Source organism: Methyloceanibacter sp. (assembly GCF_035650995.1).
GTDB lineage: Bacteria > Pseudomonadota > Alphaproteobacteria > Rhizobiales > Methyloligellaceae > Methyloceanibacter.
In genome coordinates this window covers 1-11,163 of record NZ_DASRGO010000016.1, presented here as the reverse complement: position 1 = coordinate 11,163, position 11,163 = coordinate 1, and the positions used below count along the sequence as shown (strand labels likewise).

The following is an 11,163-nucleotide window of genomic DNA, read 5'->3' as shown; positions in this document are numbered from 1 at the left end:
GGCGTCGGCTCGCCGATGGCGGCGTTCACCACCGCGCCTTTCGGGATGTCGAACTGGTTCAAGATGTGGAAGGCCGAGAGCACGGCATCGTTCGCCGTCGCATTGGGCGCGGCCGACTGGCTGAAGATCGCCGCGCGCACGAAGCGCGAGGGCGGGGTGAAGTCGCCGGGGAGCCCAAGGAGACCCGCGCCCGAGCCGAAGGCGGCGACCGTCTCCGGGCCGAGCTTGATCTCGTTGATGTCCTTCACCGACAGATTGATGTAGTTGGCGAGGTTCATCATGTGCCAGTCGTAGGTCGGGGCGTTGGTCATCACACCGAGCGGCGCGTCGTGAACTTTAAGGGTGCCGTCGACCGGCTCGACGGCGATCGACTTGCCCGACCTGTCCTGAAGGAAGAAATGCGTGCCGGGCACCATGCCTTGCGCGCTGCCGAGGCCGGGCGCCGGCGTCGGCACCAGCACGATCGACTTCACCGCCTCGCGCACCTCATCGACGGTGGCGAAATTGGCGAGCGCCCATAGGCCGAACTCGTAAGGCGCAAGCGCATGGCTCGCGTTCTCCGCCGTCACCTCGGTGTACTTGGCGTAATTCGGGAAATAGAACAAGCCGACCGAAAGCCCCTGATCGTTGATGCCGTCGAGGATGACGGGCATGTTAAGCGCGTTTGCGCCGACGACGGCGTAGCGGCTCTTATAGGTGAGGCCTTTGCTTCCGTCGGGGAGCGTGCCGCTGAACTCCTTGCCGGCGGGAATCACGATCACCTTCGACTGCATGGGAAAGCCGAATTCGAGCGTGCGCCCGCGGATCGCGGCGCCGTCGGCCGCCTTGAGGCTGATGCCGGTGCAGGCGACGCCTGGGCTCGCGGCCTGGGCGAAGGCAACGATCAACGCTGCGGTCAGGATTTTGCGGATCATGGGTCTGATCTCCTCCTCGAGAGGTTGCCCAGCGGCCGGCGCGCAAATGTCGAGGAGAGACGTAAAATCCGCATTAAGCACGCGGCCTTTCGGTGCGTTCGTGCTTAACGGGGACTCCCGGAACCGTTGGAAATTTTTCGCAAATCCTCAGCGACCGGCTCACCGGTGGCTCTAGAGCCGGGATCATGTTCGGCGGCGGCGACGGCGTTTGCGAGATAGGAAGCCGTCTTCTCCGACTGCCAGCGCTCGAGCGCGTCTTCCATGGCCTCATCGACTCAGATGAGACGAACTTTTCCGGTGGCGATGTCGTACACGCCGCCCGAGACGGCGATTTTCTTGGCGGCAAGGGCATCGGAGATGATCGGCGTGTCGTCGATCAGGCGCTTCACGTTGAGGCGCACGTTCTCGTCGATGGTGGCGGCGACGAGGTCGGGCGTGTGCTTGTCGTGGGCGGCGATGACGGCGGGCTCGATGGATTGGACGAGCTCCGGCAGGTGGCCCGGCAGCTCGGCGTGCTCGGTCACCACCTTGACCGCCGCCGAGACGGCTCCGCAATTCGAGTGGCCGAGCACCATCAAGAGCGGCACGCCGAGAATCTTGACCGCATATTCCATGCTGGCGAGCCCGTCGGGATTGACGAAGTTGCCGGCCACCCGCACCACGAAGATGTCGCCCGGTCCTTGCTCGAAAAGCAGCTCGGGCGACACCCGGCTGTCCGAACAGCTCAGCACCGCCACGATCGGATATTGCGCGCCGACGCGCTCGGCGCGGTCGAGCGAATAGTCCTTGCATTCGGTCGCGCCGGCGGCATAGCGCGCGTTGCCCGCCATCAGGCGATTGAGCGCCTCATCGGGCGGAATGGCGTTCGGCGGCGGTCCCGCCAACACGGGCTGATCGGCGCGGGCGAAGGCCCACGGCAGTGAACTGGCGGCAAGAAGCGCCGCTCCGCCCGCCATCACATGCCGCCGCGACAGGCGGTTCTCATTGTGCTCGCATCTCTCGCACATAGCTGTCTCCTCCTGGTGGTTTGCGCAAGTGTCGCGCCCGCCACGCCTCGCGGGTCAAGCCCGCGCGCGAGACATGATTGGCGAAGATTGAAGCCGCACTCTTAAGCCGCCGCCGGTTTCCTCAGGATCAGCCGGTAGCAATCGAGGTGTCGGTGAAGGAACTCGTAGGTTGCCCCCCAAAGATAGAGGCGGAACTTGCGAAACTCGAACTCGCCGAAGGTTTTGACGATGTAATCGCGGTGCGCGTCGAGGTTGCGCGCCCATTGGCGGAAGGTGAGGAAGTAGCTCCAGCGGTCGTTATGCACCTCCATCAGCTCGAAATCCGTCTTGAACAGCTTGTTGATGAAATCGTCGAGCACGAGGAAGGAGTGGTTGCCGGGATAGATGTGCCGCACCATGAAGGTCGACAGCTCGTATTTTTTCTTCCAGGCGCTGCCGTCGAGGAAGACGCTTCCGCCCGGCTTCAAGAGCGCGGAGAACTTCTTCAGGACGCGCTCGTAGTCGGGCAGGTGCTCGATCACGCCCATGATGACGATAGCGTCGAACTTCTCCTTCGGCTGATAGTCGTAGAAATCGGTGAGGACGATGTCGAAATTGTCGCCGAAATTGGCGAGTTTGCCCTTCAAATAGCTCTGCGAAACCTCCGAGTTGGTTATGCCGGTAAAGCGTGCGCCGGCTTGCAAGGCATGTCCGGCGAAAGCGCCCCAGCCGGGGCCGATCTCAAGCACGCGTGTGCCCTTGCCGATGCCGCATTGCTCGAGCGCCCAGTCGAATTTCCGCTGCAGCGCCTTCGACAGAGGCTCGTCTTCATTTTCGTACACGCCCTGGCTATAGGCCGGAAAAACCGGATCGAGGAAGCTCAGGAACAGGTTCGGATCGGCGTTGTAATGGGAGGCGATCGCGCGCTTGTTGGTGTAGACCTGCCCGAACAGGAGCGGCTCGATGAAGCGCCAAGCGGCGACCAACGGGTGACGATCATCGAGAGAGGCCCGCAACGCGAACGGCTTCAGCATGTCGCCTTCGATGTCGATGTCGCCGGCGAGATAGGCCTCGGAAATGTTGCCTTCATCGAGCGAGCGGAGCGCACGGAGCGCTTTCTCGTTGCGAAGGCCAACGTGGAACTCGGGTTTCCCTTCGCCCACATGCCGCGTCTCGCCGTCGGGCAATTCGACCGAGAAGGGCACCGCAACCCCTCCCACGCGATTGACCAAAGCCTCGATTGTCCGTGCCGCTGTTGACATGTCTCTGTTTCCCCGGCTTGCCAGGCAGGGCTCCGGCCCCGAAGCGGCCGAAGCCGTGCGTCCGCGGGCGATTTTGCCTCGGAATTCCCAAGATTGAAATGGGAAGCTGTTGCCTAAGCGACGCCAGATGCCGCTATGTTCCGTCCACTTACGATCAAATTCGGGGGAGGCGCATGCGCCAAGTCGAAATCCGTCTTCTGTCCCTGATGGGACTCGCCGTCCTTGCCCTTTGCCTTTGCCTTGCCCTGTGCCTCGGCGGAATCGCCAAGGCGGCCAATGAAGGGCCCGGATCGATCATCAGGGTCTGGCCGCTCGAAGGCGGCGGCCCGAGCGGGGCCGGGGGCACCGCCTTCCGCATTCTCTACCGCTCGACCGGACTCTCAGGAGAGCCGATCGAGGTCTCGGGCGCGATCTTCATCCCGCCGGGATCGCCGCCTCCGGGGGGACGCGACATCATCGCCTGGGCGCATCCCACGAGCGGCGTGGTCGAGGCGTGCGCGCCCTCGCTCATGCCCGATCTCGCCGGCACCATCTGGGGCCTCTCCGAGATGCTCGCCCGCGGCTATGTGGTGGTCGCGACCGACTATCCCGGCCTCGGAACGCCGGGCATCCACCCTTATCTCATCGGCGTCAGCGAAGGCCGCGCCGTGCTCGACAGCGTGCGCGCGGCGCGCGATCTGCCCGACGCGGGCGCCTCGAACCGGTTCGCGGTGTGGGGTCACAGCCAGGGCGGCCACGCCTCCCTCTTCACCGGCGAGCTTGCCGCAAGCTACGCGCCCGACCTGAAGCTTGTCGGCGTCGCGGCCGCCGCGCCCGCCACCTATCTTATCGAGCTGTTCGACGCCGACAAATCGAGCCCGGCCGGCAAGGAACTGACGGCCATGGCGCTCTATTCGTGGTCCAATCTCTATCACGACCCGGCATCGAGCCTGGTCGATGCCGATGCCATGCCGGTGTTCGAGCAGTTGGCGCATGACTGCATCGAATCGATCGCCGAATTCGCGGCCATCGAGAACGCCGAGAAGCCGCTCAACCGCGAGCCGTTCCTGAAAGCCGATCCCACCGAGATCGAACCCTGGCGCGGGATCATGGAGAAGAACACGCCGGGCCAGCTTCCGGCCGGCGCGCCCGTCTTCATCGCGCAAGGATCGGCCGATACCACGGTGCGGCCCGAGATCACCAAGCAGTTCGGCGAGGTGCTGTGCAAGCAGGGGGCGCGGGTCGAGTATGTCGTGCTGCCCGGCGTCAATCACACCTTCGCCGCCAAGGACAGCGTGGGACAGGCCCTCAACTGGATCACTGAGCGCTTCAGGGGCGCGCCCGCACCATCGGTATGCGAGTAACGCGCAGGGATCAGAACACGAGCTGGTTGGCGAAGAGCGCGAGGATAACGATCACGATGAAGATCACGAGGAAGAGGAAGAAGAGGATCTTGGCGATCTGAGCGGCGCCGCGCGCGAGGCCGGTGAAGCCGAGCGCGCCCGCGACCAGCGAGATCAGGAGGCAGATCAGCGCCCATTTCAGCAGGCTCATGGCCGACTCCGCTCGCCTAGTAGCTGATCTCGATGAGCGTGTTGCCCGCGCCGTATTGCTTCACCAGCGAATAGAGCACGGCCGCATTCGCCGGATGCAGCCTGATGCAGCCATGCGAGGCGGGACGGCCGAGATACCGCGTCTCGTAGGAGCCGTGGATGGCATAGCCGCGCAGGAAGAAGATCGAAAAGGGCATCGGCGAGCCGCTATAGATGGTCGAGGCGTGGTAGCGCACCACAGCGGTCGGGCGAAACGTCCCGGTCGGGGTGCGGTAGCCGGGCCGTGCGGTGGAGACGAGCCAAATATAGCGCGGCATGCCGTCGACATAAACGCTCATGCGCTGGCTCGAAATGTTGACCTTGGCGACGATTCCGGCCTCGGCGAGGCAAGGAACGAGAAGGACGAGGCAGAAGACCGCGGCCAGAAGCGCTGAGCGTCGCATGGATCCCCCCGGGAAGGCGCGAATCTTGATCTGCCTCTTCACCTTGTCGCCCCGCGCCGCAGGCGAATCAAGCCATCGCGGAAACTGTTACCATTTGACGGCTGAACGCAGCGTGAACGGGGTGACAATTGCGCCACGCCGTTTGCGGTCCTCGCGCCAGCCCCTGTTCGACAGGGTCAATTTGGCGCCATCATTTGTGCTAGGGTTCGACGTTGACCGGGCGTGCTTTCGGCCCTCGAGGGAAAGTGGTCGAGAATGATGCTAAGGCTGGTCTTGGGCCTCATTCTGATATTGTGCTGTGGGGCTGTCGCCGCCGAGCAGGTCAAGCCCGCGAAGACCGCCGCGACGGCCGTGCCGCCGAAGCCCGACGCCAAGCCCGGCCCGAAGAAGCCCGCGCCGCCAAAACAGCCGCCGGCACGCGACCTATTCGGGGCGGCGACGACGCCTGCTCCGCTTGCCACGCGCTCGATCGGCTCCTACGCCAAGGGATGCCTCGCCGGCGGCGTCTCGCTTCCCATCAACGGACCCGATTGGCAGGTGATGCGGCTCTCGCGCAACCGCAATTGGGGCACCCCGCAACTGCTCGACTATCTCGAGCGGCTGGCGAGCGATGCGCGCGCCTTCGACGGCTGGTCCGGGCTCCTGATCGGCGACATGTCGCAGCCGCGCGGCGGCCCCATGGTGAACGGCCATACCAGCCACCAGGTCGGGCTCGACGCAGACATCTGGCTCACGCCGATGCCGGACCGCATCCTCACCCCAGAGGAGCGCGAGGATATGACGGCGGTTTCGATGCTGAAGGATCCGTTCAGCGTCGATCCGGCGATTTTCACGACGATGCAGATGAAGCTGATCAAGCGCGCCGCCTCCTATCCGCAGGTCGCGCGCATCTTCGTGCACCCGGCCATCAAGAAGGCCCTCTGCGAGCACGCCAAAGAGCTCGGCACGGATACGGCATGGCTCGGCAAGGTGAGGCCGTGGTGGAACCATCACTATCATTTCCACGTGCGGCTCAAATGCCCCGCGGGCTGGGACAGTTGCGAGAACCAGAAGGACGTCTCGGGCGACGACGGCTGCGGCCAGGAGCTTACCAATTGGTACGCCATGCTGAAGAAGGCGGCGATCGCCGCGGCTGAGGCCCCGCCGCCGAGCGGCAAGCCGTGGACCGGCAAGCCGCCGCTCACCATGGCGCAACTGCCGAAGGAGTGCGCGACCGTGCTGACCGCCGGGGGATTCGTGCCGCCCGCGCTCGGCGACGACCGGCCAGAATCCGTGCTGAAGGCCATAGCGGCCAAGGATGCCGGGCCGCCGATTCCGCTGCTCACCGCTGAGCAGCTCAAGGCGTTGACCGAGGCCAAGAACGACAAGACCGCCAAAGCCGCGACGACGGCCGATGCCGCCGATCCGCCCGGCATGCCGCTGCCCGACCGCAATCCCGTCCGCTGAAGCATCGCCGCCCAAATCCGCTCGGCAAGGCTTCACGGGCGGTGCCTGATCGGGCAATATCGTTCACCATGCAGGAGCGGCGAACGAACCCCCTCGAAGGCCAAAAGAATGTCTATGGCGAGCCGCTGAAGAGCTGCTCCGAACGGCCGATGACGGGCTTCTTCCGCACCGGCTGCTGCCATACCGGGCCTCAGGATGTCGGGCTGCACACCGTCTGCGTCGAGGTGACGGCCGACTTCCTCGCCTTCTCCAAGGCGCGCGGCAACGACCTGTCGACGCCGCAGCCCGATCTCGACTTTCCGGGGCTGAAGCCCGGCGACCGCTGGTGCCTGTGCGCGGCGCGCTGGCGCGAAGCGTTCGAGGCCGGGAGAGCGCCGAAAGTCATTCTCGCCGCCACCCACGAGGCGACGCTCAAGGTCGTCGCCCTCAACGATTTGAAGCGCTACGCCATCGATCTCGCCTGACGGCGCACTATAGCCATGGCCAAGAAGAAAGCGGCTGAAGAGACCAAAGCGCCCGCTCATGCGCCGGCCAAGCCGCGCAAGAAGCGCGAGATGTTCGCCGAGGGGCACAAGCGCAAGTTCCTCGTTGTGGTCGATGAGACGCCGGAATGCGAGAGCGCGCTCGCGTTCGCCGCCTCGCGGGTGAAGCGCACCCACGGCCAGCTTGCGCTCCTCTACGTCATCGAGCCCGGGGTCGAATTCCAGCATTGGCTCGGCATCGAGGAGGTGGCGCGCGAGGAAGGGCACAACAAGGCGCGCGCGGTGTTCCGCCTGTTCGGGCGCAAGCTGAAGGCGATGGGCTTCGAGGACGTGGTGCCCGAGGAGATCGTGCGCGAAGGCGGCAAGGCGGAGGAGATCATGAAGCTCGTCGAAGAGGACCAGGATATCGGCGTGCTCGTGCTCGGCGCCTCCAAGGACCCGGCCGGCCCGGGGCAACTCGTCACAACCCTTGCCGGCGGGGGCCATGTCGGCACCTTCCCGGTGCCGATCACCTTCGTCCCCGGCCACCTCAGTATCGAGGAAATCCTGGCGCTCGCCTGAGGAAAAGGGCCGATTCAGTGCCCTTCCGGCAACAGTGGCAGGCAACTGTCAATTCGCCAAAATTTGAGCCGTTTTGCGCTCTAAATCGGTTAGCATGATTTTCGGGGGCAGCCGGCTCGACCGTGAGAGGGAACGGATCATGAGGCCAATCTTTTTGGGACTGATCGCGGCTTGGTGCCTGAGCCTTCCCGCCTATGCGGCCGAGCCCGACGGTCCTTCCGACCTCATCAACCAGTCAGAGGCGCTGCGCATCGCCGTTCAAGGCAAGATCGCCGAGAAGCCTGCGGGGCGGAAGTCCGAGCAGGTGGCGCTCCTCGACTATTATTCGGTGCCGGATCAGAAGCTCTTGTGGGTCGACGAGAACGGGCTCAACGCGCGCGCCAAGTCGGCCATCGCGGAAATCGCCAAGGCCGACGATTACGGTCTCAGGGCCTCGGATTACGACCTTCCCAAGCCGGAGCAATTCAACCCGCTCGATGCCAAGGCCGCCGACTGGCTCGCCGAGGCCGAGGCGAAGCTGAGCTACGCCGTGCTCGACTATACGGCGGATGCGCGCGGCGGCCGCATCAATCCGCAGCGCATCAGCGGCGAAAATCTCGATCCCACGCTGATGCTCCCCAACCCTGCCGAGGTGTTGGGCTCGATTGCCATCAGGTCGGACGCGGGCGCGTACTTGCGCAGCTTCCAGCCCGACCAGCCGCAATTCGAGCTGCTCAGGCAGAAGCTGATCGAGCTCCGCGGCGGCGGGACGGCGGCCGAGGCGCCGAAGCCCGACGTGGTGGTCATTCCCGACGGGCCGGTGCTCAAGTTCGGCGTGGCCGACGATCAGGTCGTCTTGCTGCGCAAGCGGCTCGAGGTTCCGGCTGAAGCGGGCGCCGACGAGAGGCTGTTCGACAAGGCCGTGTACAACGCGGTCAGGCAGTTCCAGCTCGCCCACGGCATGGCGCCCGACGGCGTGGTGGGCGCCGGCACGCGGCGCATCCTCAACAACCCGCAAGCGCCGCAGCAGCGTCCGGTGTCGAACTCGCAGCGCATCCAGCAGATCCTCGTCAACATGGAGCGCTGGCGCTGGCTGCCGCACGATCTCGGGCCCTATTACGTGACGGTCAACATCCCGGAGTTCATGCTGCGCGTGGTCGAGGACGACAAGGTGGTCCACTCCACCCGCGTGGTGACCGGCAAGCCCGACCACCAGACGCCGGTGATCTCCGACGAGATGGAAGAGATCGTGTTCAACCCCTATTGGAACGTGCCGACCTCGATCAAGATGCAGGAGATCGCGCCCTATTTCGGGGGAGGCGGCGGCTTCTTCGGCGGCTGGGACACCTCGATCCTCCAGCGCCACGGCTTGCGCGTCAAACTGGGCGGGCGCGACGTCGATCCCGACTCGATCGACTGGAGCCGGAACGACCTGCGCAATTTCGACCTGGTGCAGCCGCCGGGGCCGACCAACGTGCTCGGGACGGTGAAATTCCTGTTCCCCAACAAGCATGACGTCTACATGCACGACACCACGCAGAAGAATCTGTTCGCGCAAACCGTGCGCGCCGAGAGCCACGGCTGCATGCGGGTGCAGAACCCGCAGCAGCTTGCGCTGCTGATCCTGCATCACGATCAGGGCTGGTCGCAGGCCAATATCGAGGAGGCGTTGCAGAGGGACGACAATCACGTCCAGCTCAAGACGCACATCCCGGTCTACATCACCTACTTCACCTTGAAGGTGAACGACGACGGCTCGATCTCGACCTTCAACGACATCTACGGCCACGACGCGCGCATGGCGGCCGCGCTCAACGGCAAGCCCGTCTATTACGAGGAGCCGGAGGCGAGCGAGCCGGACGTGGTCGCCGGCCAATGGACGCCGCGGCCGGGCATGCGGCGGAAGCGCGAAGCCTTCGAGAACGACTTCACCCGCGCCCTGTTCGGGTTCTAACCCGCGCTCAAGCAGCGGAGCGGTAGCGCGTTAAATAGCCCGCGCTCAAGCAGCGCAGCGATAGCGCATCAAGATAAACCGCGCTCAAGCAGCGCAGCAAAAAAGCCCCGGAGCAATATTCCGGGGCTTTTCCATGTGCGGCGGGGTCCGATCTGCGGGCGGGAGACAGTCCGCAGCACCGTTCAGGACCGGAACGCACGCAGCGCACTTCGGTTCCAGCCCCTCCCCCTTGCTCTCCCCGCCCCGGCACGCATAGTCCTTCAGCGCTTCGAGCATCGGAGGAGGAGCCAATGATCCGCGACTATGCCGACCACGCCGCCAACGAGCGGACCTTCCTTGCCTGGCTCCGCACCGGGATCGCCGTCATCGCCTTCGGCTTCGTGATCGAGAAGTTCGACCTGTTCGCGCTCACCCTGCTCGCCGGCACGGGGCCGGGCGAAGAGGCCCGCGCGGAGCTCGAGCGCTATTCGGGTCCGTTCGGTTTCGGCGCGGGCCACGCCTTCATCGCCGTCGGCATCCTCGTCATCCTCGGCGCCACGGTCCGCTTCGTGCGCACCGGGCGGCTCCTCGACGACACGGCGGTGCATGCGCCGGGCATCCTCCCCGACCTCGCCTTCGGCGTCATCCTCGCCGCGCTGCTCGTGGCCTTGAGCGCATATCTCGTGTTCGCGTGAGGGGCGGGTTTCGACCCTGGGTCTCTCTTTGGTTCGTCATGGCCGAGGATAGCGACGCTGTCGCCCCTCGCTTTGTCGCCTCGAGCGGGTGCATCATCAGAGGGTGACGCGCAGTAGCCAGCCAGACCTGTTCGGGGACGCGCTCGCCCCGCGACAAGCCTTTGTCCCCGATCCCCGAAGCCGCGCGCTTCCGCGCCGCGATCGAGGCCGAGGCTGCGCGGCTCGACGCGGCCTGAGCGAGCCTTATCCCCGCCCTCCAAGACGGCGGTAAACTCGGCCCACCTCGTCCAGTTGAGGGGCGCGCTCATGAGGCGTCTTGAACGCGGGACGGGGGGCGGCGCCCCGCGGGTTCATGCACGCAGCATGGGCACTCGGGCGGACATTGGGGCTCCTCCCGGGACCACTACGAGTCCCTGCCAGGAGCTGGCTGATGGATTGGCTCCGGCCAGCCTGCCTCGCGGCGGCCGGCGGGGGCCAAACAAGAAGCGAGGCCCGGTGTTCGCCAAATCGCCGCAAAATGAGCATGCGCTCGAAGGGCGCGGAAGCTGCGCCATGCGCTCAAGTAGCGCAAGGCGCGGTAGCGCACTCAAAAGAGCGCTTGCTGGCGCGCCGAAAGGCGCCCGCCGCGCTTCCCAAAAGGAAGCGCGGACACCATAGGTTTGCGCTTTTCGGCGCGCCACCCCCTCCCTCGGGTCAAGCCCGAGGGCAAGCATGGGGGTAGGGTGGGCTTCGCCCACCCGACGGCTCTTTGAAACGGTGGGCTTCGCCCACCCGACGGCTCTTTGACATGACCTCACGCCTTGGCGGCGAGGCGCTGAATCGTGCCGAAATGCCCGCGGCTCTTTCCAGAGCGCCGCAACAGGCTCCCCGCTCTCCGCAAAGGGAGAGGAGTCTTGTCTTATGCTTGCCCCAAATCTTTGCTGGTCATGC

The 11,163-nt window shown here is 65.2% G+C and carries 11 protein-coding genes; 6 read left to right on the top strand and 5 right to left on the bottom strand.

Annotation, left to right across the window (positions count from 1 at the left end):
- The 3 genes from VFB18_RS01145 to VFB18_RS01135 form a co-directional block, all read right to left on the bottom strand.
- The coding region (locus VFB18_RS01145) for a choloylglycine hydrolase family protein (RefSeq protein WP_324970440.1) at positions 1-914 on the bottom strand (914 nt) is incomplete at its 3' end.
- Positions 915-1,189: 275 nt separating this feature from the next.
- Positions 1,190-1,921: a carbonic anhydrase gene (locus VFB18_RS01140; protein ID WP_324970439.1), complete on the bottom strand. Its 732-nt coding sequence runs from the start codon at positions 1,919-1,921 to the stop codon at positions 1,190-1,192.
- A 101-nt stretch (positions 1,922-2,022) separates the two neighbouring features.
- Positions 2,023-3,162 (bottom strand): class I SAM-dependent methyltransferase, encoded by a 1,140-nt coding sequence (locus VFB18_RS01135; RefSeq protein ID WP_324970438.1) that lies wholly within the window; start codon positions 3,160-3,162, stop codon positions 2,023-2,025.
- Positions 3,163-3,335: 173 nt separating this feature from the next.
- On the opposite strand from VFB18_RS01135, the gene VFB18_RS01130 reads away from it, so the two are divergent.
- Entirely contained in the window at positions 3,336-4,505 is a 1,170-nt protein-coding gene (locus VFB18_RS01130; RefSeq protein ID WP_324970437.1) for an alpha/beta fold hydrolase, read from the top strand.
- A gap of 10 nt (positions 4,506-4,515) precedes the next feature.
- On the opposite strand, the gene VFB18_RS01125 is transcribed toward VFB18_RS01130, so the two are convergent.
- Positions 4,516-4,695: a DUF1328 domain-containing protein gene (locus tag VFB18_RS01125; protein WP_324970436.1), complete on the bottom strand. Its 180-nt coding sequence runs from the start codon at positions 4,693-4,695 to the stop codon at positions 4,516-4,518.
- 16 nt (positions 4,696-4,711) lie between these two features.
- Positions 4,712-5,137, bottom strand: a complete 426-nt coding sequence (locus VFB18_RS01120; RefSeq protein WP_324970435.1) for a L,D-transpeptidase — start codon at positions 5,135-5,137, stop codon at positions 4,712-4,714.
- A gap of 255 nt (positions 5,138-5,392) precedes the next feature.
- On the opposite strand from VFB18_RS01120, the gene mepA reads away from it, so the two are divergent.
- From mepA to VFB18_RS01095, 5 genes are all read left to right on the top strand, one after another.
- A complete protein-coding gene (gene mepA / locus VFB18_RS01115; protein WP_324970434.1) occupies positions 5,393-6,583 on the top strand; it encodes a penicillin-insensitive murein endopeptidase in 1,191 nt (396 codons plus the stop codon).
- A 68-nt stretch (positions 6,584-6,651) separates the two neighbouring features.
- Positions 6,652-7,047 carry a DUF2237 domain-containing protein gene (locus VFB18_RS01110; RefSeq protein WP_324970441.1) on the top strand — a complete coding sequence of 132 codons (396 nt, stop codon included), beginning with the start codon at positions 6,652-6,654 and terminating at the stop codon, positions 7,045-7,047.
- 15 nt (positions 7,048-7,062) lie between these two features.
- The gene (locus VFB18_RS01105) at positions 7,063-7,626 is read left to right on the top strand and encodes a universal stress protein (protein WP_324970433.1); all 564 of its coding nucleotides are present in this window, start codon (positions 7,063-7,065) and stop codon (positions 7,624-7,626) included.
- 139 nt (positions 7,627-7,765) lie between these two features.
- Positions 7,766-9,559, top strand: a complete 1,794-nt coding sequence (locus tag VFB18_RS01100) for a L,D-transpeptidase family protein (RefSeq protein ID WP_324970432.1) — start codon at positions 7,766-7,768, stop codon at positions 9,557-9,559.
- Between the two features lie 290 nt (positions 9,560-9,849).
- Positions 9,850-10,233, top strand: coding sequence for a DUF202 domain-containing protein (locus tag VFB18_RS01095; protein ID WP_324970431.1), 384 nt, complete (start codon positions 9,850-9,852; stop codon positions 10,231-10,233).
- The last annotated feature ends 930 nt before the right edge of the window (positions 10,234-11,163 follow it).

Coding starts and splice junctions, on each gene's coding strand:
- VFB18_RS01140 (WP_324970439.1), bottom strand. CDS start 1,921: ATGTGCGAGAGATGCGAGCACAATGAGAACCGCCTGTCGCGGCGGCAT.
- VFB18_RS01100 (WP_324970432.1), top strand. CDS start 7,766: ATGAGGCCAATCTTTTTGGGACTGATCGCGGCTTGGTGCCTGAGCCTT.
- VFB18_RS01110 (WP_324970441.1), top strand. CDS start 6,652: ATGCAGGAGCGGCGAACGAACCCCCTCGAAGGCCAAAAGAATGTCTAT.
- VFB18_RS01125 (WP_324970436.1), bottom strand. CDS start 4,695: ATGAGCCTGCTGAAATGGGCGCTGATCTGCCTCCTGATCTCGCTGGTC.
- VFB18_RS01105 (WP_324970433.1), top strand. CDS start 7,063: ATGGCCAAGAAGAAAGCGGCTGAAGAGACCAAAGCGCCCGCTCATGCG.
- mepA (WP_324970434.1), top strand. CDS start 5,393: ATGATGCTAAGGCTGGTCTTGGGCCTCATTCTGATATTGTGCTGTGGG.
- VFB18_RS01095 (WP_324970431.1), top strand. CDS start 9,850: ATGATCCGCGACTATGCCGACCACGCCGCCAACGAGCGGACCTTCCTT.
- VFB18_RS01130 (WP_324970437.1), top strand. CDS start 3,336: ATGCGCCAAGTCGAAATCCGTCTTCTGTCCCTGATGGGACTCGCCGTC.
- VFB18_RS01135 (WP_324970438.1), bottom strand. CDS start 3,162: ATGTCAACAGCGGCACGGACAATCGAGGCTTTGGTCAATCGCGTGGGA.
- VFB18_RS01120 (WP_324970435.1), bottom strand. CDS start 5,137: ATGCGACGCTCAGCGCTTCTGGCCGCGGTCTTCTGCCTCGTCCTTCTC.